Genomic DNA, 26,854 nt, shown 5'->3' with positions numbered 1-26,854 from the left:
CTGACGATGGCTGAATCACACCATTTTGGCCGAAAAGTTTTGTGGCATGCGCATGTGCATTTTTGATGATTCGTAGACCTAACCTGACAGTTATAGAAATGACCATAATTAAGTTATTACGGTGCACCAATCCGAACCCACAGCTTAAGCATACTGATGCCCGTTGAAGTGTTCAAAATCTTAAACTAAAGGTGGATAGTATTAGAACTTAAATACTTAGCGGAATCACCACATATGAGGAGAATTGCTTATGAATACGGGACGCAAAACGGTGCGGCAAACGAAGACGCACTTCAAAATGTACAAATCAAAGCACGGCTGGTTAGTTGCGGGTATTACCCTGCTCACGATTTCTGGTGTTGGTTTTGCGACCGGCAATGAAGTCCACGCGGCAACGACTGATCAGCCAGACACGGCAACAGTCGATACGACACAAACTAATGCTGCCACGGAAACTAAGCCGTCGAACTCCGCGGCGCCAGATGCGCAGACTAAGACTGACACTAATAGTGCAGGAGATGCTACCAAAGCAGTTGTGAGTTCGAATGTGGCGAGCGACAGTGCAACGCAGACCAATCAATCGGCAAGTACTGGCGCCACAGACACCAACAATTCGACGAGCGCGGACAACGCAGTGGCGAAGGCGGCAGATGCAACACCAGAGGAAGCCAACACCAACGCGTCGGTTGAAGCGAACACCCCATCGCAGGCCTCGACAGTGAAAAGTACCCCGGCTGCGCCAAGTTCAACGACCACGGCGAAGTCGGCACAGACAACCGATGTGCACGTCAGTACAGAAACCGCAACCAGTCTGCAGACACGCAAACGCGTTGACGCCGTGGCACGCACGCTAACAACACCAACTGTGCAAGTGGGGGCGAATTTTGATGGCACCAGTAGTAGTGTCAGCGACAGTTACACTGACGGCAAACCAGTTAGTGGTACTCCCGCCATGCACAAAGTTAACTTGTCGGTGACAAATCTGCAGCAAAATGACGTGTTGACGATTACCACGCCGAATTTCAAGACCATCAGTTCTGCTCCGAATGTTGATGGGATGACTAAAAATCTGGACGCTACTGGTCAGACTTTGAGCTACACCGTGACGAGTAGCGCGTTAAATGCGGGGCTTCAGCTATACTTGGCCAGCGTCAACATGGCCACGGGAACGTACACGGGTGATTTGACCGTGGCTGTTAATGGCAAGCAGCTAGCCAATTTGGCAATGACGGCGCGGTATGCAAAGAGTGCTATCAAAGCGTATGTTCGAGTTACGGCGTATGATTATTCTGTTGGTGACTCTAATCAAATAAATGTTGCCCTCAACAGTAATTTTGCTTCAGCCGTGGAAGCTAATCCGAGTTATTTGAGTAACGCACCGACCTTGGCGAGTGATTACAAGTCACTTCAGGTTGTGGTACCTGTGCCCGCAGGATACGTCCTGAATCAAAATATGACTGCGGAATACAACCAGAGTGTGTTGAGCGTGCCGGAAGCGTGGACAGTTAGCCAAGCTAGTGCAGGTGCAGACGTCATTTTCAACGCAAATCTGGACGCATACACTGCAGGGCAGACAATTGTTACCGAAATGTACATGGTTGGGACGTTAACGTCGGGTAGCGGCAGTGTGAGTGGTTCTGCTAATACAAGCATTGACATGAACACCATTTATGGCGATTACACTGCTCAGGGCAACAAGTTCACGGTAACTGTGGCGCCAACTACCGAAGCCTTGAAAGGATGGGTAAGTCAAAGTGCCATTGTTTATGTGACTCCGAGTGACGTTAATGTGTTTAACGTCAACCAGGGGACGCTGAATCTGAGTGCAGCTGCCGATCACGTTGATAAAGCGATTATTAATATTGGGGTGCCTACTGGGACTAGTAGTACTGGACTAAAGTTCAGGTTGGCGGCCAAAGCGAACCTGCTTGGTGAAACCGCCACACTCAGCGCATTGGATGCTGACGGCGAGGTTTTGGAAACTGTCGACACTGCCAATTTGGTTAGAGATACAAATGGCGACATTGTGTGGGTGCCGACGGTCAACACTCCTATTGCTAGCTACAGAGTAATTGTGACGAATTTGTTGAACAGTTCTTTTGGCACAACCAATCTTGCCCCAATTTTGACGACCAATAGTGTGCCCGACGGCCTTGTGACTACCGTGATTCCGGTGAGTTACTCTGTTGATGGGCAGGCATATGATATTAGCAACTACACGGTGCAAATGACGAGTGAACATACCATCTACACGGGTAGCAATCCGCATTTGCAGTCATACGATAACTCAATCGTCGCGTTTCAACCGGGTGATAAACTGACAAGTGAGAACGATGGTCAAGACGGCGAGTTCACCTACTACATTTACCTTTTCGATGATTATAGTGGTGTTACAACTTATCCCTACCTAGATGGGACAACTGCTGTATACGTGCCGCTTCCTAATAATGCGACCCTAGTCAGCGTGGGCAACTACAACAATATTTCCCAGATAACTGATAATGGCGTTAGTTACGCGCGGATTGTGCTGCCAGCTGGAACCAGTGTGCAACCATCGAAAAACCCCAATTACACAACGCAAAATATTTTCACGAAGGTACCAGTACTCGTTACTCTAAATTCTGACGTGACAGCTGCAGATACAATTTCCATGCCGAACGAGGATGAATCCCCGGCTTTCATCGGTGTTAATAATAACCAGATTGACGAAGCAAGCTGGCAAGGAAAAATTTGGTCGATTGATAAAATCCGCAGTGCTGGTTATGAATTAATTGCGAACCAATTGGCTGCTGCTGGATTTACCCAAGCTTACGTGTCGACTGACTTTAATAGCTTTGACACGACGAATTTCCCACTCATGGTGCCAACAACTTTCACAATCCATCAGGCTATTAAGGGGGATACTGATACCGAGTACGTCAGTGGAACAAACGGGGTGGCGAATTTCTACCCAACAACTGGCGCACTAACAGGGACTATTCGGGATTACGTGGGTAATGGTACACAGAGCCCGGTCACAAACTACACAAGCTTGATTACGTTGCCAAAGAAAGCTGCAGGCGATGCATATTCACTGAATTTGCAAGGTGCTGTTACGGCGCCGACAGACATGACCATCACTTACAGTACTAGCAAAATTGAGGGGACAGATGGTATTGCACTAACTGCAGCGCAAAAGAGTGCCTTCGTCTCTGCAGAACAGATTGGGAGTTGGGAGAGCGTGCAGAGCATCTTGATTACTGCACCAACACTGGCTGCCGGTGAGTTAAAGCAGGTTGTTTTGCCAATTGAAGTTGCTGATTACGGTACTGAAGCGGCAACCGCGAATGCACGTAGTTTCACCTATGTTGATGACGAGGGTCAAATTATTGGTGGCAACACCGTTCAATTGCAGACGCGCGTGGCGGAAGCGCAACGACAAATTACGGTACACTACGTTGATGCTGATCAAAATGAGCTAAGTATGCCGGTTACGTACGCAGAGGATGCAGGAACAAACTTAACGCTCGTACCGGCGACCGTTACTGGGTACGTTCCAACTCAGAGTAGTCAGGTTTATACAGTTACTGATGCTGCAACGCAGGATGTGTACTTCACGTATGACAAGATAGCGCTCAACGTCACGGTTGTGTACTACAATCAGGCTACGGGTGCCCAAATCAAAAAGTCGACAGTGACTGGCAAACTTGGCGATGTCATTGATCTAACGAGTGTTGCTTATACTGAGCTACCAGGTTACACGGCGAACAGTGCCAATGCGCACAGCTATACGGTCACGAACGCGCAAGTTCAGGTTGTTGGCCTTTACTTCCTGCCTCAGTCTGCGCAATTGACGGTGCACTACAAGTCTACGAGTGGCGTGACCCTGCTTCCAGATAAAACGTTGACGAGTGTATTCCAAGGGTCAACTTACCCGCTGACAGCGCCAGTTATCACGGGTTACACACCCCAAAAGTCCACAATCAACGTGTCTATCTCCCAGAAATATCAAGAAGTGACTTTCACCTATACACCGCAGGATGTGGTCTACACGGTTCATTATGTCGACGTGCAGGGAAACGCGATTCATGCCGCTAACCAACTGAGCATGGCATACGACGGCAACCAGAATATTGATGCGCTGCCCATTAGCGGTTATATTTTGAAGAGTGGGGAAGCTTCGAGTCACCAGATAAACTTTGCAGCGGATAGTGGAAGCTATACCTTTGAGTACGTGGCGACCCGTGACCTAACGCGGACCATTAACTACGTGGATGTTGCTGGCCAGACTGTGGCGGAATCTAAGGTACAAACGGTTAAAATCACTCAAAACAATGACGGTAGTTGGCCAAGCGAACATTTTGCCGAGGTGCCATCACCGCAGATTGCTGGCATGCTGCCAACGCTAACTAATGTTCCTGACGTTGTTGCTACCGAGAAGACGACTGATAGCGTTGTGAACGTGATTTACTACACACCACAGCTTGACAGTGGCATTCATGATTACAGTAAAACTGTCACCAGAACCATCAAGTATGTGGATGCGAACGGAAGCAAAGTGGCCGATGATGTCGTGCAGACGGTAACGCTCACAAAGCGCAACAACGGTGAATGGAGCGCGGCAAAATTTGACGCGGTCAACTCACCAGCTCTTAGCGGCAAAACAACGACGGTGAAGGCCGTGGCGGGAGCTGCTGTAACGCCAGACAGTACAGATAGCACTGTCGTCGTGACATACCAAGACGCCCAGCTTGGCGGGGGTATTCACGATTACAGCAAGACCTTCACCCGCACAATCAAGTTTGTGGATGCCACGGGCGCGGAGGTTGCACCGAGCGTAATTCAGACCGCGAGCGTCAGCCAACGCAACGCGGGTCCATGGAGTACGGCTAGCTGGATTGCAGTGAGCTCGCCGCGCGTCGCTGGCATGGTGCCGTTGCAGCAGACAGTTGCGGCAGCGGCAGTAACAACTGATTCGGCAGATACCACAGTTATCGTTCAATATCAGAATATTGCGCTTGATGCGGGCATTCATGATTACCGCAAGACTGTCACCCGCACGATTCAGTACGTGGACATAAACGGCAAGGAAGTCGCAGCAAGCACGCCGCAAACAGTCACAATCAACAAACGTAACGACGGCACATGGAGCGCCGCTAACTTTGCGGCAGTTGACGCACCACGAGTGAACGGACTTGTCGCCGGGCAAAAGTCGGTTGGAGTGGCAGCGGTGACGGCTGATAGTCAAAATAGCGTCGTGACAATCACATATTACGCACCGCAGGTCGGTGCAGGTATCCGTGATTTTAGTAAAACTGTGACGCGCACAATCAATTTTGTGGACGCGGCTGGCAATCAGCTTGCGGATCCGGTCGTGCAACGGGTCACTTTGAAACGAAGCGATGTCGGGACGCAGCAAGGTAGTTGGACCACTGGTGTTTTGACTGCCGTTGCAGCGAAGACGATTGATGATTACACGACCGCAAGCGGCAACGTTGCTGCACAGCTAGTGACGGACGCGGATACTGATGTGACTGTCAACGTGCTGTACGTGCATGTCAACCAGCCAAGTACCACGCCGGACAATGGTGGTAGCCACAATTCTGGCGACACGGGTACTACGCCAGATGCGGGTGGCAACACAATCGGTGGTAATACCGACACAACGGCACCTAACTCTGAAGCGGGGGGCACTGCCACAACGCTGCCAGCTACTGACGGCAGTACAAGTGGTGGTAGCCATGTTGCAACGACGCCAGGTGGCAACATGGTAAATACTGCCGGCTCGACTAATAAGCAGCAACAATTACCTGCTACTGGTGGGCAAACAACTAGCCAAGCGGTGGCTACTTCCAGCCAGGCACCGCTGAGCCGCAGCGTGGCAGTTGGCAATCATGAGCTGCCTATTACCGGCGGGGTGAATGCAACTGCTAAGGTGCTTCCCCAAACGGGGGATGCAGCTGGCAACAAGCTGTCCGTCCTTGGCCTTTTGGGGCTGGCACTGAGCGGAATAAGCGCATTGGCGTTCAAGAGTAAGCACAAGGAAGATTAGTCTCTAGATACAAAAAGTCGTGCGAACAATCTCGCACGACTTTTTGTGTTGTTAGGATTTGAGTGCTTGTTGCACCTTGGTTTGCAGTACCGGCAGTACGTCGGCGGCGAACCAGTCGTTCTTTTTCAGCCACCCATAGTTTAGCGGCGAAGGGTGCACGAGTGGGAAGAACTCAGGCAGGTAGTTCTCGTAATGGCGGACCGTTTCGGTGAGTGTTCGTTCCCGATTCTTGCCCAGGTAATAGTTGATGGCGTACTGGCCGATGAGGAGTTTTAGCTGCAACTTGGGCATCGTGGCCAGTAGCGGGGCATGCCACTTCTCCGCAAAGCCCTTGCGCGGCGGCAGGTCGCCATGCAGCCCCTTACCTGAATAATAGAAATCAATGGGCATCACGGCGATTTTGCCCGAGTTATAGAAAGTGTCCTTATCAATGCCCATCCAGTCGCGCAGACGGTTGCCACTCGGGTCGTTCCAGAACACCATCGATTCTTGCGCCTTGCGACTCGGGGCCTGGCTGATAATCATGATGGTCGCTTCCGGCGTCACGTGGTAAAGCGGTTCGATGCCAGCGCTTGTGAACGCTGTGTTCTGCGGATCTTGCTTAATTTGCTCAAAAATTTGGTCTTCGCGATTCATGAGTGCCTCCGGGTTGGGTGCCAAATGCAGCGAATATTAACATATAAGTAATAATGATTCGTAAGATAAGCATTATGTTTAGCAATATTTTTGGCGATGCCGTCTGGTCTAGACAGCGACGACACGTGTTTATAAAAATGATTGATAACGAAAAACTACTTGATTAATACTGTAAAACCATGGTATAAATAGATTGTAAAGAACGGAAATTGAAATGTCTATATTAATATCTTATGGATAGTATTAATTACTTCTTGGGGAAGAAGACACGTTCTTGATACATGTACCGTAGCAAATGCCGGCGGTACGGGGAAGTTTAGGTTAAATCTAACGAAAGAAGGATTTGACTGATGGCTGATGGGATTATTAAGTGGTTTAACCTGGATCGCGGTTTCGGAATGATTACGAGTGCGGATGGGGCGGATGTTTTCATGCCTTACTCTGCAGTTCGTGACAAGGCTCTGCGCTACCCGCAGGCCGGACAGCGAGTCCACTTTGAGATGATGCGCAGCACGCACGAGTTCTTGGAACAGGATTGCGGCTGGCGGGCAAGTCGCGTTTTACTTGCTAACGCATAGAGACATTTTTAGTAAACAAGTAACGGGCAAGTGCGCTCCTAACAATCGCCCGCTAAAAAGATAGCCCGATTGAAACCAGCAGTGGTTTTGATCGGGCTGCTTTATTTTAAGCGCACGCGCGCATTATGATTTGTGATTGAACAGCTGCCACACTTCGTAAACAACGGCAACAGCGGCGGCCGCAATGATAATTTTGGCCAGCAAGGGAATCAAGTGGAGAAAGAAGATACCGATGACAAGCACCATTACGGCGAGAATGATTTGGTTGATTCTGATTTGGTTCACGGAAAATCCCCCTCAAAACGTTGTATGCCAATAAGTATAACGCATTCACGTGCAAAGCGGCGACGCATCTGCTATTCTAGCGGCAAAGAAGAAAAAGAGGCGCATTATGTATTTGAAGCAACGCTTGGACACCTTCGTCGATGCCATTATTGCGATTATTCTGACAATTATGGTATTGGCATTACCTGTTGATATTACTGGTAGCAATATTAATTACCTGTCCCTGGCTAAGTCAGTCGGGGTTTATGCGGTGAGTTTCTGTTTTGTTTCGAATATTTGGTATCAGCACGCGGTCGCGTTTGGCCAGATTGAGAAGGTCAGCCGCAACCTCGTCATCTGGGATTTAATCCTGATGTTTGTGCTGAGTTTGATTCCGGAAGTCACCAAAATTATGGCGAGTGTTGAGGACAACTACGCCGTGATGCTCTATGGCGGTGTTTACCTCCTCGTGACTTTTGTGCAGTCGGGAGTAATTCGCCAAATCGTCAACAGTCGCTTTAGCAGCCATGATGATCGGAAGCGACTCTACCAAGCAATCTATGGTGATTCCAACCTGGAGATGGGCGGATTAATCCTGGCCAACATCGTGCTTGCGTACTTTTTCCCGCGGGTTGCCATGATTTTGTTCATCGTCATCACCGTCCGGTCCTTCTTCGCCAGTGCTACCGATGAGGAGAAGCTGAACGACGTTGGCAGTATGTCCCAGGATGATCGCAAGCAGTATGTCGAATTAAACGCCCGCGATAAGCGGGATTATCTGAATTTGTTGCGGTCGTATGGCCGGCAAACCCGCCGCCCTGGCCAAACAGAGACGCAGTACCAGCAGCAGCGCGACCAACTGGCGCAGAAGTTGCAGCGCTACGGTGTGACGCCAGAAATGCTGCAGCAGTGGGAAGAACGCAAACGGCAAGCAAACACGCGCTATGGTAATGGCGTGTGGGGCGGTGGCCGCAACGCGGATGCCATCGCGAATGACCGTCACGCTAGTCATCGCAATTAAATAGCTCAAGAAGTGCGTCGCGCAGTTACGCTGCTGACGCGCTTTTTTAATGCAACTGTCGCCCATTTTCGTTTGTGCACGTTTTCCCCCCCAGCCTATAATTAGACTAAACGGTACATAACGGAGGTATGAAGATGGCGTACATCGAAGTCCGCAACGAGTTCAAAAAATATCAGATGGGTGAAACGGAGATTATTGCGAATAATGACCTCAGTTTTGACGTCGAGAAAGGGCAACTGACCGTCATTTTGGGACCCAGTGGTGCCGGCAAATCGACAGTTCTGAATATCTTGGGCGGCATGGACACGCCGACGAGTGGTTCAATCCTGGTGGACGGCACCGACATTGCCAAGTTTAGTGAACGCCAGCTGACGGGCTACCGGCGCACCGACGTCGGGTTTGTGTTCCAGTTTTACAACCTGATTCCTAACCTGACGACCTTGGAAAATGTCGAAATGGCAACGGCGCTGACCCCAGACGCGCTTGATCCCGAAGAGACGTTGCGGGCGGTTGGCCTTGGCAGTCGTCTAGACAATTTTCCAGCGCAGCTGAGTGGTGGTGAGCAGCAACGTGTCGCCATCGCGCGGGCTCTGGCCAAGATTCCGAAACTGTTACTCTGCGATGAACCGACCGGCGCTTTGGATTACGAAACCGGTAAAGCGGTGCTTGAACTACTGGTGAAGGCATGCCGGGAACGCGGCGCAACGGTGGTCATCATTACCCACAACGCCGAAATCGCCAAGATTGCAGACCGCGTCATTCATATTAATGACGCGCGGGTGCGCGACGTGGTCGACAACGCGCAGCCACTGCCACTAACGCAACTGGAATGGTAGGCGGGCGTATGCAGAGTAAAAAAGTAAACCAGCCGCAGATACTAAACAAAATGCTGTGGCGGATGATTGGCGAAAGTCGCGGCCGCTTCATCGCGATTACACTCATCATCATGCTCGGTGTGATGATTTTTGTCGGGGTGAAGGGCATCGGCCCGGGTTACCGCGACAGTGCCGAGCAAACCCTGACGAGTGCGCGGCTGCATGATATTGAAGTGACGAGTACGGGCGGCTTGACCAAGACGGACCTGCAGCGCCTGCAAAAAGTGTCCGGCGTGACGGTCAGTCCCAGCAAGAGTACTTTTGCCCTCGCTCGTAGCGATGAATCTGTCGTCCAGGTGTACGGCTACCGCAATAATACCGGCCTCGACCGGCTGATTATGCGCAGTGGTCGTTTGCCGCGGAGCAAGAACGAGATTGTGCTGGACGAGCGCGCCAAGGAGTACGGAAAGTACAGGTTGGGGGGACGTTTTCAGCTGAAGACGAGTGAGGGGCTGCGGCGCCGCAGCTACAAGATTGTTGGTTTCGCCGACTCCCCGCGCTACATTAACAATAATTACGACCGTGGTAATGCCAATATCGGTAGCGGCACCGTGGCTTACTTCGCTTATGCGCCGCAGGCCAACCTGACGGCAACTGCATACAGTAGCATTGATTTGCGCCTAAAGGTCCGTCCGGCTGGTGATAGTTACACAAGCACCTACAAGCAGGCGGTCAGCCGCAAAATGCGGGCAGTTAAGCAAGCCCTTCGCGGGCGCAGCAAGGCTCGCGGCACGGAACTAGTTGCGACGGCCAGCAAACCGCTGAACCGACAGGCGGCGAAGCTTGACGCTGCTCAAAAACAGTTGGCTGCGGCAAAAGCACAGTTAAGCGCTGCTAGTGGTGGGGCAGTCACGACCAACGCCCAAATCAGCGCACAGGAGCAAAAGCTTGCCGCTGGGCGCAAACAAATTGCGACTGCCAAAGCCAAACTGAGCGAGCTTGCCAAGGTGACTTACAGTTATGATCGCCGCGGCGACCTGGTTGGTTTTAGTGATTACGGCGACTCTGCGGACCGGATTGCGGCCATTGGGGATGTGTTCCCCGTGTTCTTCTTCCTGATTGCGGCTCTCATTACCTTCACGACGGTTAGCCGGATGATTTCTGAAGATCGAGTGCAGCTGGGAACAATGAAGGCACTGGGCTTCTCGCGCGGGGCGATTGCGCGCAATTACTTTCTGTACGCATTACTGGCTGCCGTCATTGGCACCGTCTTTGGCGCTGTGATTGGGATTGAGGGTCTGACGCGCTTTGTGCTTGTGATTAGTCAGGCAAATATTTTCACCAGCCAAGTGCTGATTCCGCAGTGGGGTGACATCGCGATTGCGACGGCGTTGGCACTCGCCGCAACCATTGGTGCGGTGCTGATTGTTGCGCCGAGCGAGTTGCGGGTGAAACCGGCCGAACTCATGTTGCCGAAAGCCCCGAAAAACGGGAAGAAGATTCTACTTGAACGCATGCAGGGCTTCTGGCGGCACCTGTCCTTTAATCAGAAAGTTAGCCTCCGCAACCTGTTCCGCTTTAAGTCACGGATGTTTCTGACCATCATTGGCATCGCCGGTGGGGCGGGCCTTATTCTCACCGGTTTTGGGATTCGCGATTCCATTCTCGGCACCACGAATGCACAATTTGGTAACAACGGGGTTGCCCGCTACCAGGCAGTGGTGCGTCTCAGTGATGATGATTCTTTAAGCAAGGCCCGCGGCGTGCTGAAGGCAGATAAGCATTATCAGCAATCCACACCGGTTGTTTACGATGTGGGCAAAATCAGCCGCAAGGGCAAGACCGTTAACAACGTGAGCGTGGTGGCGCCGCAGTCCAGCAAGAATTTTGCCAAGTACGTGCACCTGCAGGCGCGCGGGAGCAGTGAGGTGCTCAAGCTGCCGCAAAAGGGCTTGATTTTGAGCATGAAGGCCGCGGATGTGCTGGGCATTCACTGGGGCGATGAGGTGACCGTCACCAGTGCGGCCGGCGTGAAGCGGCAAGTGCGGGTCGTTGGTGTGGTCACCAACTACACCGGTCATTACGCCTACATGTCAAAGCCCGCGTACGACAAGGCCTGGGGTACGACCAAGGCCAACAGCCTGCTGGTCAAAACCAGCAACATGAGTAAACCGGCGCAGCGTAGTTTAGCACAACACTTGCTCAAAGATGGTGGCGCGGTGAACACAACTTACACCAGCAGCTCTGTCGACATGGTTGGCGACATGGGCAAGAGCATGAACGCGGTTGTGCTGATTCTGATTGTGCTGTCAGGGATGTTGAGTTTCGTTGTCATCTACAACCTCACCAACATTAACGTGTCCGAGCGGATGCGCGAGCTGTCTACCATTAAGGTGCTCGGCTTCTATGATGGCGAAGTCACAATGTACATTGTGCGCGAGAACATCCTGCTGACGCTGGTGGGCATCTTGTGCAGTTTTGGCGTTGGGCGGGTACTCACACAGTACATTCTGAACCAAGCGGCGAGCGAGAGCATCGTTTTCCCGTTCATCATTCATTGGCCCGGCTATGTCGCTGCAGCGGTACTAACGCTTGGCTTTACAGCCATCGTCATGCTGGTGACGCACCGGCGACTGAAGAATGTCGACATGCTGGAAGCATTGGCGGCACGTGAATAAGTCGATCCAAAAAGCAGGCTGAGGCCTGCTTTTTTTGACGCCCGAGTTTAGAAATATTTCTAAATATCTCGTCCGTTTTGCACCCGACGGCGTTATAATGTATTTAGAGATAGTTCTAAACAGAACGGAGGCGCCGCGATGGCCATTAATAAAACGCTGAAGGCAATTGCCGATCCGGTACGCCGGCAGATTTTGGATATGCTGAAGCAAGGCGATCACTCGGCTGGCGAAATTGCCGCGCAGTTTGAACTCACGCAGGCAACGGTGAGTTACCACTTGAAGTTGCTGCGCGAAGCCGGATTGATCACCGTACGCAAAGAGCAGAATTTTATCTATTACGGCCTGAACACCTCGGTTTTCGAAGAGGTGTTGGGTTGGATTTACAGTCTTGGAGGTGGCGAAGATGAGTCAAAATAATGACCGCAAACGTTGGCAGACACTACTGATGACATTGCCAGCAATTCTACTGCCGATGGTCTACGGTGTGGCAATGTACAGCAAACTGCCAGCTCGCATGGCGACGCACTGGGGCGTCGGTAATCAGCCGAACGGCTACATGAGCCGGCCAATTGCTGTGTTTGGACTGCCGCTGCTGATGGTGGTGCTGCAGCTCGTCATTTTGTACACCTCTCGCGGTAAGCAGGCAGCCCCGCGGTTTGAACGCCTTGCGAACTGGATTATCCCTGTTATCACCATTGTCATGTATATCACCACCATTCAGTACAACCTCGGGACGAAGCTGAACATCTGGCGAATTGCGGTACTGCTTATGGGCATCATGTTCACTCTGATGGGTAACTACTTACCAACCGTACCGCAGGGTTACAGTTACGGCTGGCACCCCTACACGAAACTGTTCAAGGGTCAGGATTGGCGTAAGTACACGCGTATTTTTGCTTACGTGATGGTCGGCGGCGGGATTGCGCTGCTTTTGTCATTGTTCTTCAGTGGCGCAACATCCGTTGTGGTTCTCGCCGTCATCGTCGCAGTGATGATAATTTGGCCGCTCGTTGCCTATCTGCGGCGTGCGTAATAGACACGTAAAATTTTCTGCAAGCACCCGTTAAAAACGTGCAAACTTCTCGGCAGTTGATACTTTATTGCGCTGAAATGCTATATTAGACAATAGAAAAGTATCCGGTACTAACAATGAGCCTGAGCTGGTTGTTCGCGTGTGGTCGCGCGGAAACCTGGCATTTTGGCACTAGGCTCATACCAGCACATCGAGAATGGAAGACGAAAACGTGGGAAAACTTTGCTATTTCGCGCAACCAATTGAAAATATTCGCACTCAGCACGTGATTGCCTACGAACTGCTGCTGCGCCAGTGGCATGAAGATGCGCAGCAGTGGCGGGTGCCCGCTAATTTTGACATTGACGCCCAGACAATGATCAGTCTGCTCGGGGATGCACTGGCGAAACTGTCGATTCGGCGGGTTAGTATCAACCTGACGAACGCGCAGTTTGCGGACGTTAACGTCATGCGGGCGTTGACCGAATACGTCGAGATGCATATGCAGCCGCGGCAACTGACCGTTGAACTCGTGGACAGTCCGGACTTGGCGACCTTGCGGCGAGTCGGCGTGGGCTACCGCGCTGCCGGCATTTTGATTGCCATCGATGACGTTGGCTCGGACAACAAGTTCAATGAAATTCGCGGGTTGTTGCCGTATGTCAACACGATTAAGTTTGCACTGCAGAACATGCGCAAGCCGGGCACTACTGCTTCACCGGAAGCCATTGAATCCTTACGCTTTTGGTTTGAGCAGGCTGAAGAGCAACAGATGCTCTTTACTTTTGAAGGTATCGAAGACGGCAATGACATTCAACTGGCGACGCAGTACGGTATCACCCGCGGCCAGGGTTACTACTTCTCGAAGCCCCAAGAACCCGCGATGTTTAGTGGCAGCAAGTAGCCAAGAGGGGATTGCCAAGTGGCAGTGCCCTTTTTATTTTGAAAGGAGCAGGCAACATGCAAAAGGTAGTGGTGTTAAACGCAGGTGTTGTTAACTATGACGGCCAAGCGGGGTTCGATGGGATTGCGGATGACGTGACGGTATATGCGACCACCGCCCCAGAGCAAATTGCCGGGCGGACGGCCGGTGCCGCCATTGTGGTCACAAAGGAAATGCCGATGGGTGCCGCCGAAATTGCGCAGTTGCCGGAGACGGTGCAGATGTGCGTTGAAGGGGGGACTGGCTACAATAACTATGACCTGGCGGCACTGCAGGCGCGTGGTATTGCGCTGACGAACATTGCCGCCTACTCGACTGACCGCGTGGCGGATACGGCACTGATGTTGATGCTGAGTCTGGCCAGCTCGCTGCAGGTCCAGTTGCGGATGCTCGCGGCTGGCAACCACGACAACTTCACCAAGCACTTGCAGGTGCCGCACATTGAACTCACCGGTAAAACGCTGGGGGTCGTCGGCTTTGGCCACATTGGTCAGGCACTGATCCACCGGGCGCAGGCGCTGGGGATGCAGGTACTGGTTTCCACCCGCACGCCGCGGCCGGATCAGCCGGGTATTCACTTCACCACGCAAGCCGACATGTTGCAAAATAGTGATTTTGTTTCCTTACACGTGCCACTGGTGCCGGCGACGACGCACTTGATCAACGCCGCAACCCTGCAATTGATGAAGCCAACGGCCTTCTTAATCAATACCGCGCGCGGCGGTTTAGTCGATGAGGCTGCCTTAGTTGCAGCACTGCAGGCTGGTACGATTGCTGGGGCTGGTTTAGATGTCCAGGAAGTGGAACCCTTGCCCGACGATTCGCCGCTTTATGACATGGCGAATGTCATCGTGACGCCGCATATCGGCTGGCGCGGGTTGGAAACACGGCAGCGGCTGGTACGGATGGTGCGCGACAACATTCAGGCCTGGTTTGCAGGCAAGCCGATTAACCGGGTAAATTAAGCAACACATGAGTAATCATCAGAAGTTCTCCTGAGTATAAAAAACGAGGCAAGTAAAAATCCTGATTCAGGATTTTTACTTGCCTTTCTTTGGATATCAGCTGTTTTTGCCACAGTTTCCTGTTTTGACTGGAGCTGACTCTTATGGACGCAAATCGCCATGGTACATGCCGGATTTCAGGTGGGTCACAATCAATGTGGCTACTTCTGCCGGCGTTGTCGTTGGGGTAACCTCCAGCCACCACTTAACAACTTGCATTGCAGAACTAGCGAAAAGGCGGGCGTGGAGTAAGTCGTAGGGATTTTCCGGTGAATTCGGGTGCGCTGATTGGAGCACATTGAGCACCTTGTCGACAAAAATTTGCTGCATTCGGTCGAAGACATTGCTTTCCATGTTTGGTGACCAGAACGTCAGAAGCTCTTGACGATTTTCATGAATGGGGCGCAACGCGGCTGGTAACTCCCGCTCGTACTGCACAAGTTCGATTGGGGCGAGATTGATGTATGACACGTCAACAACGCTGGCAAAATGGGCAAGGGCACCGTCAATCACGTGTTCACGCAGGTCGTATTTGTCCTGGTAATAGTGATAAAACGTCGATTTGTTAATCTGCATCGCCGTTGTAAGGTCTTTGTTGGTGACTGAGGAGAACGGCTTGGCCTGAACGCAGGCCAGGAATCCCTGACGGATGGCACGTTTTGTTTTGATAACGCGTAAATCTGTTGTCATATCCATACCTCCCCTAGTTAGCTTGAGAATACAGTTCATCCGCACCGTTTTCAAGCGAAGCGTTGGTTAAGCAACTTTTAAGGCTAATCTGTTGCATAAACAACTTTTCCGAAATAACCGCTGGTGCCGAAGAAAGCGCTCGCATGCTATTAATAGAGTATCAAGTTGAAAGGCGAGGTTAGGCACATGGATTATGAAGCAATTGCCACTGCCGTGAAACGCGGTATTGGTGGAACAGAGAACATTCAAACCATGACACACTGTTCGACGCGCCTGCGCATCACTGTCGTGGATAAACAGAAGGTTGATTTTGACGCGTTGAGGAAAATCGAAGGCGTCATCGAAGTTGTTGACAAGGGCGGCCAGATTCAAGTTGTCATTGGACCAGCGGTCGGTGAAGTTTATGCATACTTTCAGGATGGTGCCCAAACCGCGGCCACGGCCACAGCCGCACCATCTCAGCCGCAAAAAAACGTGTGGAGCCGCATACTGGATTTCATTGCGGGTAGTTTTACCCCAATTCTGCCAGCAATCATTGGGGCGGGATTGCTGAAGGGATTTATGGCGATTTTCGTTGCGCTGCACTGGTTGCCACAGACGGGTCAGACATATGAGCTGTTGTCTGCAATCGCGGATGCATGCTTCTACTTTTTGCCTGTCCTTCTGGGGTTCTCCGCGGCTAAAAAGTTGCGGGCAAACCCGTACATTGCAGTGGTGATTGCGGGCGTGCTATTACACCCGACTTTTACCGCAATGGTGACGAAGGGAAACGCAATTAGCCTGCTGGGACTGCCAGTAAAGCCAGTGAGTTACGCTTCAAGCGTAATCCCGATTTTGCTCATTGTCTGTGTGCAGTCCTACCTAGAGCACTTCCTGAAGAAGCATCTGCCGCAAATTGTGGCGATGTTCGTAGTGCCGACGGTGTCTATCATCGTAATGAGCGTGCTGGCGTTGACGATTCTCGGCCCACTAGGGGCGTACATTGGGGTCTACCTCGGTGACGTAATCCGTTTCCTGAACGAAACGGTGCCTTGGCTTGCGCCAACCTTGATGGGTGCGTTCTCACCACTGATTGTGATGCTGGGAATGCACTACTCACTCTTCCCAATTGCCCTACAGTCCATTGCGACGTTCGGTTACGATTCCTTCTTCACCCCATCCGGGTTGGTCGCCAACTTGGCTCAGGCAGGTGCGGGGCTCGCAGTGTCCTTCCGGGCTCGAAATCAGAAGATGAAAGCGACCGCGCTGTCCACAGGGGTTACGGCGGTACTTGGTATTACCGAACCCGTGCTCTACGGGGTCAATCTGAAGCTGAAGAAACCGCTCTATGCCGCAATGGTTGGGGGTGCCGTAGGGGGACTGTACTTTGGTTTGACCCACGTAGTTGCGACTGCATTGGCGAGCCCTGGTGTGTTGGCGCTAGCGTTATTTGCTCGCACTGGGACGAATTTGCTGAATGCCGTCATCGGGATGGTGATTGCGTTTGCTATCGCCTTTGTGATGACTCTAATTATTTGGAAGCCGGAGCAGGAAGACAATCAGAACGTAATTGGGGCAGCCGTTGAAGGTATTGTAATGGCATTGAGTGAAGTTAATGATGCGGGTTTCTCATCCGGCGCAATGGGACCGGGTGTGGCCATCAAACCTCAGAACAAGCAGGTACTTGCACCGGCTGACGGGGAAGTTGTGATGGTGTTCGGTACGAAGCACGCGTACGGACTGCGGACAACCGCTGGGGCAGAAATTTTGATTCACATCGGAATTGACACCGTTGATATGAACGGCCAGGGTTTCACCACGCAAGTGCAACAAGGCGACCACGTCAAACGCGGTCAGTTACTTGGAACATTTGATCGGCAGGCTATCGCTGATGCGGGACACGATGACACCGTGATGGAAATCATCACAAACGCTGACTCGTTCAAGACCGTTAAGCCCACGCAGAAGAATCAGGTGACTGTGAATGCGGCGACATCAGTTATTCGTTTGGAAAAATAAGGAGAAAACACAATGAAGCAACTACGTATTTACACCATTACGGACCAGGCACAAGCAACGCTTTACTACGAAAAACACTGGCAGCGCCACTTAATTAGTCTGCCGAAGTACCACATTGCAGTTGATGGGGTAACGCTCGAACAGCCGGAAGATGCTGACGCTAACTGTCGAGTTTTTGCGCTTGTGCACGTTGAGGAAGGTTGGTCACTTGAGAAGCAGAATGACCTGTATATGGAAAGCGACGATTTTAAGGCGGACATGGCAGGGTTTCCGATGTCGGCTATTGTGTCCGTTGAACAGATTGCTTGTCGTTAGTTATCATGAAGGAGGACAACCGCATGTTTCCTGACAACTTCTTGTGGGGCGGCGCAATTGCCGGCGCCCAGAGTGAGGGAGCCGTACACACTGACGGTAAGGGACTCAGTATGGCCGACTTATTACCGTCGGGACCAGATCGCTTCAAGTGTATGTTAAACGGGCACTATGCATTAAGCCATTACCAGCCAGATACGACTTATTATCCCAGTCATCAAGGCATCGATTTTTATCATCACTACGCCGAGGACATCGCCCAGCTTGCCGCGATGGGGGCGAAGGTCTTCCGGTTCTCAATCACCTGGTCGCGAATTTTTCCCGAGGGCGATGAGCGGGAGCCCAATGAGGCTGGATTGGCATTTTACGCGGACGTTATCGCCTGCTGCCGTAAATACAACATCGAACCTTTAGTAACTATTGATCATTTCGATACACCAGTTGGGCTCATCAAGAAGTATGGTGGTTGGCGCAGTCGAGAAATGATTACTTTGTATTTACGGCTCTGCCGCGTATTGTTTGAACAGTTTCGCGGTCAGGTGAAGTACTGGATTACGTTCAATGAAATGAACATGATTTTGCACCTACCCTTCGTTGGTGGTGGCCTAAGCTTCGCACCGGGCGAAAATCGAACTGCGATCAGTTATCAGGCGGCTCATTACCAACTCGTAGCCTCTGCGAAAGCCGTTGCGCTCGCACACGAAATTGATTCGCAGAACATGGTTGGAGGGATGCTTGCTGCGGGAGACGTGTATCCGTATAGTTGTGACCCAGATGATGTGTGGCTTGCGCTGAAGAAGAATCGGGAACAGTACTTCTTCAGCGACGTGCAAGTTCGCGGACGCTATCCCCGCTATATTTTGCAGTCGCTAGCTGCGCAGGGCATCACACTCGACATTACAGAAGCAGACCGTGAAGCGTTGCGGACGACGGTAGATTACATGTCGCTATCCTACTACGCCAGCCGCTGCGTGAGTGCAGATCCGTCTGTGAGTGCGCACAAAACGAAGGGAAATGCCTTCGATACGGTCAAGAATCCTTATCTTAAGACAAGTGAGTGGGGTTGGCAGATTGATCCTGAAGGTTTCCGCATTACGCTGAACACTTTGTATGATCGGTATCAGTTGCCACTCTTCGTTGTTGAAAACGGGTTGGGGGCGGTCGATGAGTTGACCGTCGACAATCAGGTACATGATGACTACCGCATCGCCTATCATGACGCGCACATCCGCGCCATGGCTCAGGCAATTGCAGACGGCGTTGAGATTCTGGGTTACACCGTTTGGGGATGCATCGACATTGTCAGCGCCTCCACCGGCCAGATGTCGAAGCGCTACGGTGTCGTCTACGTGGATCTTGATAACGATGGTCACGGAACAGGCCGACGAATTCGCAAAGACAGTTTTTACTGGTATCAGCGGGTGATTGCGGCAAACGGTCTAAAGTCACTTGCCACGCCAGAATAGGCTGCTAGAAAGTCTGCACGCTCTAATTGGGCGCCATCACAAAAGATGACGGTGTCTGGCGATTGCGGTAGTGTGCAGGCGCTTGTTAGAATGACGTTCATCCGTACAAAAAGCCCCCGTAATCCTAGCAGTTATGACTGGATTACGGGAGCTTTTGCTTACACTTGCCGAATATTATCGAGAATCAGTTGGCCATCCTCACGGTGCATTTCCCAGACTTCGACGAAGCGTTCAATCATGGCTTCATCGTGGATATGCTCATTGTAGGCGGCGTTTTTGTCGAAGTATTCGAAGTAGTCGCGCGCCTGAGCGGTGACGGCGATGTGCACCTGGTCGTCGCGCCCGGTGAGCTCTTCTTCAACTGTGACGATAGCGACACTTTCCATCCGGTCGGCCTTGCGTTGGCGCCGGTAGCCGTCGAGAATCCGTTTTTGCTTGGCAAAATAATGTGGGGACATCACCTGCTCAAGCGTTGCCTGGTTATTTTGGCTCCAGGCCTCTTCAACTTTGTAGAAAAGCGCACTGAACTCGTCTTCGAGTTCCTTACTGGCCGGTTCGGTTTCCCGTGGCGCCGCGTACTCCGCGCGCTTGCGGCGGATGAAACGCTTAGCATTTGGGTACAGAATAACGCCCAGGAATACAAAGCTCACCATGATACTAACGGGACTGCTGCCGTAGTAGCCATAGCTACGGCCGAAAAAGTAGACCCGGTGGTAAGTGCGACTGGCACCGTAACCCCCGCCGCCGTAGCTACTGCCACCAGTACCACCACCGCCAGTCGCGCCGCCACCGCCACCAGTACTGCCGCCGGCGCGCGCCAAAACCGCGGCGCTAGGGCTAAGCAGCAGCACCATCACGGTCAGTATGAATAGTAATCGTCCGAGTTTACGCAACCTGGGGCCTCCGTTCCGAGGTCGAACGCGACCTCTTGTGATTGAGTCATTGTAGCATAGGTCTGTGACTTCGATATGCCCGCGAACTTGATTTATATCATTTTAATTTTAAATACACGCGACAAACGCAAAGAAAAAACGTCCGCGGGTAAGTCCCGGCGAACGTCTTGTTTGCGTTTACTGATTGATTTTTGCTAATGCCTTATCGGGAATGGCGCTTTTAGCGACCGCTTCCCACTTGGTAACGCCCTTGTTCTTGTTGTAAGTCAACTTCAGATAGGCGTTGCGCCGGAGCGGACGTTCCCGGTTGGCGTTAAAGTCTAATTTCTGAGCGGATCCTTTGTCATCGTACCCAGTTAATTCGTACTTGTAATCAAGATACTTGTTGCCCTGATCGTCCTTGCTGTAGAACTTCTGGCCGTCAGTTGTGATTTGCGTGTAGTAGGTGCTGCCACCATAGTACATGGTCTCGAAAATTTTGAAACCACCGACCGCAATTAGCAGGAAGGCAACTAACCCAATTAGCAATTTTTTCATCTTCATTCACCTCGCTTATTATTGTGCCGGAAAGCGGCGCTGGCGACCACGGACTAAAGTCTGATTACGAAATTCTAAACTGACAAAAGTGACGTGGGTGCACTATTTTGCTGACAAATAATAAGCACGGGGGTACAATCACGATAGAGGTGATGAGTATGGATAAAGACCAGGCAAAATTGCGCAAAGAACTAACACCGGAGCAGTACGCGGTGACCCAGGAAGCGGCCACTGAGCGGCCGTTTTCCAGTGAGTATGATGACTTTTACGTTCCCGGTATCTACGTTGACATTGTGTCGGGTGAACCATTGTTCTCATCGCAGGATAAGTACGACGCGGGTTGCGGCTGGCCGTCATTCACGAAGCCAATCGCCAAGCTCACGGAGAAGCGCGACACGCGCCTGATGATGGAACGCACCGAGGTCCGCAGCGCACAGGCCGATTCACATCTCGGCCACGTCTTTACCGATGGCCCGCAGGACAAGGGCGGCTTGCGTTACTGCATTAATGGTGCCGCGTTGCGCTTTGTGCCGCTAGCGAAGTTAGATGCTGAAGGCTACGGTGAGTACAAGCAGTTGTTTGAGTCGTAAACAAAAAAATTATCGCAAGAGGAAGGTCGCCGCAGCGCATGCTGGGCGGCCTTTTTGATGATGTGTGGTGTGCGCACAGACCGGCAAAGCCAAAAAGGGGACTTGTGTTTTTACGGTGTACTACGCATAATAGTACACGTAAGACGGAGGAGATGAGCCGATGGATTGGCAACAAGGCAGTAAGCGGGCTTACTATGAGCGCCTCGTGCTCAAAATTAAACGGGAGATCACCCAGCAAATTTTGCAGGCGGACGAGAAGCTACCCTCGGTGCGCGACATGGCGCTCCAGGAACAGCTAAATCCCAACACAGTGGCCAAGGCGTACAAGCAGCTAGAGGCTGACGGGGTTGTGTATGTGCGGCCGGGGCAGGGCACGTTTGTCGCGCCGGTGGTTGACGGCAGCGCCGAGCAGCTTGCGCAGTTGCGTGCGCGCATGACAGAGCTGGCGATTGAGGCGCGGACCCAAGGTGTCAGTGCTGCGACCATGCACCAATGGGTTGACGAAGAGTATGGGGAGGTATCGGAATGACAGGGTTAACAGTTGCGCGCTTGGACAAGTGCATTGACGGCAAACGGATTTTGCGTTAGCTTGGGTTCCAGTTGCAGAAGGGTGAAATTGTGGGCTTGGTTGGCCGCAACGGTGCCGGCAAAACGACATTATTTCAGACGCTGGTGCACCAGTATATTGCGGACGGCGGCGTAGTGCAGATTGATGATCAGGATACTGTGCAACGGCCGGAGTTGCGGGCACAAATGGTATTTATTGACGGGCAGAACTTGTTCTTCGGCCATTACACATTGCTGCGACTCGCGGATTTCTACCAGCAGGCGTACCCGCAGTTTAATGCCGCGCGTTATGCCGACTTGTTGCGGGAATACAAGCTTAATGGTCAGCGCACTTTCGGTGAGCTTTCCAAGGGCTACCGCGCGCTGGTTTGTATCTTTCTGGCGCTGGCCAGTGGTGCACCGTACGTCCTGCTTGATGAACCGTTTGATGGCCTGGATGCCATCGTGCGTGAGCAGATTGTGAAACTGGTGATTAGTGAAGTGGCCGAGCACCAGACGGCTTTCCTGATTGCCTCACATAACTTGGAAGAACTAGATGGCTTGGCCGACCGCGTGTTATTTTTGAAGGGTGGAACCATCACGCACGACTACAAGTTGGAAGAACTGCGACAGCAGGCCGTGAAGTTGCAGCTGGTCTTCCCAGTCGGGCAGGTGCCAGACATTGTACAAAGCGCCGGTAAAATTATTGCGACACAAGGGCGCGTGCTGACGGTTGTCTTTGCCAACTACACGCCGGAAGTTGCGGCGGCGGTGAGTGCGGCGCAGCCAGTCTTGCAGGAAGAGTTAGCACTCGACTTGGTGGACCTGTTCAAAGCGGAATACATTCACCCCAAGAATGAGGAGGTGCTGAAGAATGCATAAGGATGAGTTAGGCAAAATGTTGTGGCTGCGGCACCGCTGGGTGTACGCACTGCTCGTGGTGCTGGCGCTGGGCAGTGCCCTTTATAGCACAACGACAACAATTGACAATTATCATCAGTCTGCAAGCTATGCCCGGTCAGCCGCGACAAAGCACAAGAACGGCAAGCGCGGCGCCTTCAACGACCAGAAGTACCGCAAAATCATGAAAGAACAAGCCGTGATTTTTACGACCGAAAACGCGGAAGGGACCAGTGGCACTAAAGCAATCCCGTACAATGTCCAATCAAGTGGCGCGGTCACGAGTTACATGATGTTGATTTTGGCTGCTACATTGGGCATTGCGCTAGTTTCCTGGGATCGACTGGGCAAGTTTGAACGTTTCTTGTACGCCAGTCCTTTTGCCAGACGGCGGATTTACTGGCAACGGTTTGGTCAGGGGTTGGGTGCATTGTTGTGTGCGACGACGGCGTTCTATCTGCTGACCTTTGGCGCGTTGTTCACCATGGTGCCAGCGCAGTACGTGAACATCACGGTGTTCGGAATGCTGCAAATATGGGTTTACAACCTCGTGGCGGATAGCGCACTGTATGCGGCGGCATCGTGGCTGGCGCTGATCTTTAGCAATCCGCTCGTTACCAGTGTCATCGGCATCATCGGTTTTGTATTATTGGACGCCTTTCAGGGTGCAGTACAGATTATTTTTGCCGCGATTAAGCATCCGACTTGGAGTCGAGCGATTGAATTCGGCGGTATTGCACTCCGCAGTCCGGGACGGTATTGGCTAACGGGATTACTGGTAATGATTATTGGTGCAGTTGTATTCGCATTCTGGGGTGCGCCGATTTTTGCACGCAGTAGTAGTGAGAATACAAGTCATATCCTCGCATTTCCGCCAATGAAGTGGCCGTTAATTGTCATCATGGCGGTACTAGGCTCGTCCTATGCGTTTGATTACTACGATTTCCGTACTTCCGGTATACTTGTCGGTGCGATCTTCCGCATGGTTCTCGTGGGGCTGATTATTGGTTTTTGCATGTGGGGTCTTCTCAGCTTCGGTTCAATTCGGCGGCGGTGGATTAGTCGCCGGAACGCAAAACTGAAGCTTAAGGCATAAATAAAAATACCCCCTTATCATCTGAATTTGGACGATAAGGGGGTATTTTGTATAGGTGGCTCAGTCTTCCTGCCGAATTCGTGCCACTAGATCTGCTTCAGCGTCGGCGGCAATGGTCTTGGCCTTACCACTGAACGTCACCAGACCAGGTTTGGCGCCCTTAGGCTTGCTCATCTGGCTCACCCGCAGCAGGTCCACCGGCACACGGCGGTTGCCGCGCGCCTTACTGTAGTAAGCGGTCAGAATGGCCGCTTCGGTCAGTGTTTTTCGCGATGGATTCGCGCTGTGGATGACCACGTGGGAACCCGGTAAATCACGCACGTGCATCCAATAGTAGTCCTTGCGCGCGTTCAGCGTTAGCTCGTCATTTTGGCGACTGTTTTTGCCGACTTCAACGAGTACGCCGTCGCTGGTGTAGAAGCGGTGGGGATGAGCGGGTTCGACCACGTGCTTGGGTGCGTGCACCTTGATAATGTCAGCGGCCCGCAACTGCGTAAAGAGCGCTTCGACTGCGGCAGCGTCATCCGGATTGAACTCGGCGAGTTGCCCTTGCTCGCGTGTTAATTCCGCTTCAGCTGCATGCAAATTGCCCTCAACCGTGTCGAGTCCGCGTTTGGCCTTGCGGTAGCGGTGGAAGTAATCCTCTGCGTTGGCCATCACTGACTTACTGGGGTCCAGGCGGATGCCGAACGTTTTGCCCTGCGCGCGGTAATCGGGTAGGGACACGGTTGCGGGATGTCCCTGAATTTGACTGGCGTAAGTTTTGAGCAGGGTGCCGGCCACTTGGAGCTCTTCAAAATCGTCAACTTTGGCGACGGCGCGGGTGAGTGCGCGGATTTTCTTTTGCGTGTAATTAATCTGGTGGGTGAGCGCGCGCTGTACTTGTGCGGCGTGCGTTGCTGCGGAATTGTCTGCCATGGTGTGTCCTTCCTGATGCTTACTGATATTAACGATAGGGGTATCGGCGCGTCAGGTCAAATCGCAGCTAGTTCAGTGGCGTGAGGCGCACGGTCTTGGTTGCGACTTTCTCCAGAAAGTCGGTGTCGTGCTCCGTCAGCAGCATGGTGGGCTTGACCGTGGTGAGCAACTGGCTGAGTTGATCCTGGTTGAAGACGTCCAGATAGTTGAGCGGTTCGTCCCAGATGTACAGACCGCTCGGAGTGGCGAGACTGCTGGCCAATTCGACCTTCTTTTGCTGGCCGGCGGACATGAGTTCAATCGGTGTGTTAAACACGCTGCGCTCAACACCGAGTTTTTTGAGGTTACTAAGCAAGTCTTCGTAGTTCAGATGCCGCTTGTCAGCAAAATCCTGGAGTCGCCCGGTGTTGTCCGGGTACTGCTGGCGGACAAGTGAGCGCGTGGCAGTTTCTGCGAGGTCAATCTCACCGCTAATCTCGCCGCCAAAATGCCCAAGAATGGCGGCAATAATGGAACTTTTGCCGCTGCCATTGGGGCCGACCAGGGCAAGCCGGTCGCCGCGGTGCAGTTCAAAAGTGAGCGGCGCAAAAAGTGGCACGCCGGCGTAGGCCAGCTGCAGTTCGCGCACCCGCAGGAGCACTTCATGGTGGTTGGGTTCATAGTTCATTTTGAGTGGATCAATGAATTCGACATTCTTGAGCAACTGTTCCTTATTCGTAATCTCCTTGTCCATGCGCCGCTCTAGGTTCTTGGCCTTCTTCATCTGGCGTGCGGCGCGTGCGGTGACAAAACCAGAGTGGCCAGTGCCACCGCTGCCCTTGACGTGCGGATCACCATGAATATCACCCTCACGGCTCATGGCCCAGTCGCGTTTGTTTGCCGCGGTTTGCTTGAGCCGGCCGATGTCGTGGCGCAGCTGCTGCTGGTCGGCGAACTCGCGCGCATCGGTGCGCTTTTTGGCCGTTTCATAGGCACTAAAATTCCCTTGGGTGAGCACCAACTGCTGTTTTTCAATGGTCAGCGTGTGGTCGGTGGCAATATCCAAGAAATGCCGGTCGTGGGCAATCACGATGAAGCCTTGTTTTTTGGCGTGCAGGTAGTCAGCGACTTGCTGGCGGCCGGCAGCGTCCAGGTGGTTAGTCGGTTCGTCTAGCAGCGGGAACCCGGCTTCATCGGCAAAGGCGACCGCCAGTAGTACCTTGGTCTGCTCACCACCAGAGAGGCTGGCAAAAGGCAGGTACAGAATGCTGTCGTCCGCACCGAGCAAAGTGAGTTCGCGTTGCACTTGCCAGAGCTCAGTTGAAGACACCTCGTCAATGACCTCCCAGGTCAGTTGTTCGGGGTGGGTAACGGTTTGCGGAAAGTAGAGCGGTTGCACCGGCATATTAATGTTGCCCGTTGCGGTGTGCAGCTTGCCGCGCAGCAGGTTCAGTAGCGTAGTCTTGCCGCGCCCGTTGCGCCCGCCGAGCCCCAGGTGCCAGCTAGTATCGAGCTCCAGATTTTGTGCGGTGAACAGGTTGTCCTGACCAGGGTAACTGAAAGTCAGATTGCTAATTGTAATTGTGGACATATGCGTACCTCCTTGTGGTGAGCACCGCGAAGGTGTCGCTAACGTTGAGGCGGCGCGAAATGCAAAAAGCGCCCCCGAAAAGTCTTCGGGGGCGCAGGTGGACACTGGGCCGGGCCGAAGAACTTAGGTCAACGTCAAAACGGCACACTGCACCCATAATGGGCTACTTGCGGTGTAAGCTTTTGACGGTTGACTTAGTTCTTCAATGGCCGCGGCCTCCTTGTTTACTTGATGTTTAGGTTTTACCATGACTGCACAGTGGGTGTCAAGCTTTGTCGCTGTCCGTCAGCGTAAGTCATGAAACTTTCATCCGCAAGGATGCAGGAATTGAAAATAGTGGTTAGACCGAAGGTCGG

General features: G+C 52.3%; 23 protein-coding genes. 16 read left to right on the top strand and 7 right to left on the bottom strand.

The features are described 5' to 3' along the window. The first annotated feature begins 250 nt into the window (after positions 1–250). Positions 251–6,031 carry a mucin-binding protein gene (locus tag EKM97_RS05135; RefSeq protein ID WP_125571214.1) on the top strand — a complete coding sequence of 1,927 codons (5,781 nt, stop codon included), beginning with the start codon at positions 251–253 and terminating at the stop codon, positions 6,029–6,031. A gap of 51 nt (positions 6,032–6,082) precedes the next feature. Here the strand turns inward: EKM97_RS05135 and EKM97_RS05130 are convergent, their stop codons facing one another. Continuing rightward, the gene (locus tag EKM97_RS05130; protein WP_125571213.1) at positions 6,083–6,667 is read right to left on the bottom strand and encodes a uracil-DNA glycosylase family protein; all 585 of its coding nucleotides are present in this window, start codon (positions 6,665–6,667) and stop codon (positions 6,083–6,085) included. A 350-nt stretch (positions 6,668–7,017) separates the two neighbouring features. Between EKM97_RS05130 and EKM97_RS05125 the strand changes: the two genes are divergently transcribed. Then, positions 7,018–7,245, top strand: coding sequence for a cold-shock protein (locus EKM97_RS05125; protein ID WP_125571212.1), 228 nt, complete (start codon positions 7,018–7,020; stop codon positions 7,243–7,245). Positions 7,246–7,368: 123 nt separating this feature from the next. On the opposite strand, the gene EKM97_RS11930 is transcribed toward EKM97_RS05125, so the two are convergent. Then, the gene (locus EKM97_RS11930) at positions 7,369–7,530 is read right to left on the bottom strand and encodes a hypothetical protein (RefSeq protein WP_164507442.1); all 162 of its coding nucleotides are present in this window, start codon (positions 7,528–7,530) and stop codon (positions 7,369–7,371) included. 106 nt (positions 7,531–7,636) lie between these two features. Between EKM97_RS11930 and EKM97_RS05120 the strand changes: the two genes are divergently transcribed. The 7 genes from EKM97_RS05120 to EKM97_RS05090 all read left to right on the top strand — a co-directional run bounded on the left by EKM97_RS05120 (position 7,637) and on the right by EKM97_RS05090 (position 14,943). Beyond that, positions 7,637–8,530, top strand: a complete 894-nt coding sequence (locus tag EKM97_RS05120; RefSeq protein ID WP_125571211.1) for a TMEM175 family protein — start codon at positions 7,637–7,639, stop codon at positions 8,528–8,530. Positions 8,531–8,664: 134 nt separating this feature from the next. Next, positions 8,665–9,366 carry an ABC transporter ATP-binding protein gene (locus tag EKM97_RS05115; protein ID WP_125571210.1) on the top strand — a complete coding sequence of 234 codons (702 nt, stop codon included), beginning with the start codon at positions 8,665–8,667 and terminating at the stop codon, positions 9,364–9,366. Positions 9,367–9,374: 8 nt separating this feature from the next. Continuing rightward, positions 9,375–12,023, top strand: a complete 2,649-nt coding sequence (locus EKM97_RS05110; RefSeq protein ID WP_164507441.1) for an ABC transporter permease — start codon at positions 9,375–9,377, stop codon at positions 12,021–12,023. A 138-nt stretch (positions 12,024–12,161) separates the two neighbouring features. Next, a complete protein-coding gene (locus tag EKM97_RS05105; protein ID WP_125571208.1) occupies positions 12,162–12,440 on the top strand; it encodes an autorepressor SdpR family transcription factor in 279 nt (92 codons plus the stop codon). Continuing rightward, on the top strand, positions 12,427–13,056 hold the full coding sequence (locus EKM97_RS05100; RefSeq protein WP_125571207.1) for a DUF1648 domain-containing protein: 630 nt from the start codon (positions 12,427–12,429) through the stop codon (positions 13,054–13,056). The genes EKM97_RS05105 and EKM97_RS05100 overlap by 14 nt, the downstream gene beginning before the upstream one ends. 211 nt (positions 13,057–13,267) lie before the next feature. After that, a complete protein-coding gene (locus tag EKM97_RS05095) occupies positions 13,268–13,939 on the top strand; it encodes an EAL domain-containing protein (RefSeq protein ID WP_225419215.1) in 672 nt (223 codons plus the stop codon). A gap of 56 nt (positions 13,940–13,995) precedes the next feature. After that, on the top strand, positions 13,996–14,943 hold the full coding sequence (locus EKM97_RS05090) for a 2-hydroxyacid dehydrogenase (protein ID WP_125571205.1): 948 nt from the start codon (positions 13,996–13,998) through the stop codon (positions 14,941–14,943). Positions 14,944–15,084: 141 nt separating this feature from the next. Here the strand turns inward: EKM97_RS05090 and EKM97_RS05085 are convergent, their stop codons facing one another. Next, on the bottom strand, positions 15,085–15,672 hold the full coding sequence (locus EKM97_RS05085) for a TetR/AcrR family transcriptional regulator (RefSeq protein WP_164507440.1): 588 nt from the start codon (positions 15,670–15,672) through the stop codon (positions 15,085–15,087). A 186-nt stretch (positions 15,673–15,858) separates the two neighbouring features. Here EKM97_RS05085 and EKM97_RS05080 point away from each other — a divergent pair, with 186 nt between their 5' ends. The 3 genes from EKM97_RS05080 to EKM97_RS05070 are packed head-to-tail and all read left to right on the top strand — an operon-like array spanning position 15,859 to position 19,448. Then, on the top strand, positions 15,859–17,670 hold the full coding sequence (locus EKM97_RS05080) for a beta-glucoside-specific PTS transporter subunit IIABC (protein WP_125571203.1): 1,812 nt from the start codon (positions 15,859–15,861) through the stop codon (positions 17,668–17,670). Positions 17,671–17,682: 12 nt separating this feature from the next. After that, the gene (locus tag EKM97_RS05075) at positions 17,683–17,985 is read left to right on the top strand and encodes a hypothetical protein (protein WP_125571202.1); all 303 of its coding nucleotides are present in this window, start codon (positions 17,683–17,685) and stop codon (positions 17,983–17,985) included. Between the two features lie 23 nt (positions 17,986–18,008). Further along, entirely contained in the window at positions 18,009–19,448 is a 1,440-nt protein-coding gene (locus EKM97_RS05070; RefSeq protein WP_318530771.1) for a 6-phospho-beta-glucosidase, read from the top strand. Positions 19,449–19,606: 158 nt separating this feature from the next. Here the strand turns inward: EKM97_RS05070 and EKM97_RS05065 are convergent, their stop codons facing one another. Together EKM97_RS05065 and EKM97_RS05060 are read right to left on the bottom strand one after the other, a co-directional pair. Beyond that, a complete protein-coding gene (locus EKM97_RS05065; RefSeq protein ID WP_164507439.1) occupies positions 19,607–20,341 on the bottom strand; it encodes a Tim44 domain-containing protein in 735 nt (244 codons plus the stop codon). 177 nt (positions 20,342–20,518) lie between these two features. After that, positions 20,519–20,878: a YxeA family protein gene (locus EKM97_RS05060; RefSeq protein ID WP_125571199.1), complete on the bottom strand. Its 360-nt coding sequence runs from the start codon at positions 20,876–20,878 to the stop codon at positions 20,519–20,521. 158 nt (positions 20,879–21,036) lie between these two features. On the opposite strand from EKM97_RS05060, the gene msrB reads away from it, so the two are divergent. The 4 genes from msrB (at position 21,037) to EKM97_RS05040 (ending at position 24,010) form a co-directional block, all read left to right on the top strand. Next, entirely contained in the window at positions 21,037–21,468 is a 432-nt protein-coding gene (gene msrB, locus EKM97_RS05055; RefSeq protein ID WP_164507438.1) for a peptide-methionine (R)-S-oxide reductase MsrB, read from the top strand. A gap of 160 nt (positions 21,469–21,628) precedes the next feature. Then, complete coding sequence (locus tag EKM97_RS05050) at positions 21,629–21,997, top strand: GntR family transcriptional regulator (RefSeq protein WP_125571197.1); 369 nt, start codon at positions 21,629–21,631, stop codon at positions 21,995–21,997. A gap of 71 nt (positions 21,998–22,068) precedes the next feature. Beyond that, a complete protein-coding gene (locus tag EKM97_RS05045) occupies positions 22,069–22,896 on the top strand; it encodes an ATP-binding cassette domain-containing protein (protein ID WP_225419214.1) in 828 nt (275 codons plus the stop codon). Continuing rightward, the gene (locus tag EKM97_RS05040) at positions 22,889–24,010 is read left to right on the top strand and encodes a hypothetical protein (RefSeq protein ID WP_125571196.1); all 1,122 of its coding nucleotides are present in this window, start codon (positions 22,889–22,891) and stop codon (positions 24,008–24,010) included. The genes EKM97_RS05045 and EKM97_RS05040 overlap by 8 nt, the downstream gene beginning before the upstream one ends. 60 nt (positions 24,011–24,070) lie before the next feature. Here the strand turns inward: EKM97_RS05040 and EKM97_RS05035 are convergent, their stop codons facing one another. Together EKM97_RS05035 and abc-f are read right to left on the bottom strand one after the other, a co-directional pair. Then, entirely contained in the window at positions 24,071–24,928 is an 858-nt protein-coding gene (locus EKM97_RS05035; protein ID WP_125571195.1) for an NFACT RNA binding domain-containing protein, read from the bottom strand. 67 nt (positions 24,929–24,995) lie between these two features. Next, entirely contained in the window at positions 24,996–26,498 is a 1,503-nt protein-coding gene (gene abc-f, locus EKM97_RS05030) for a ribosomal protection-like ABC-F family protein (protein ID WP_125571194.1), read from the bottom strand. Between the last annotated feature and the right edge of the window lie 356 nt (positions 26,499–26,854).

The sequence above is a fragment of the Lacticaseibacillus songhuajiangensis genome, from assembly GCF_003946025.1.
GTDB classification, from domain to species: domain Bacteria; phylum Bacillota; class Bacilli; order Lactobacillales; family Lactobacillaceae; genus Lacticaseibacillus; species Lacticaseibacillus songhuajiangensis.
This window is presented reverse-complemented; position numbering and strand designations above follow the sequence as displayed.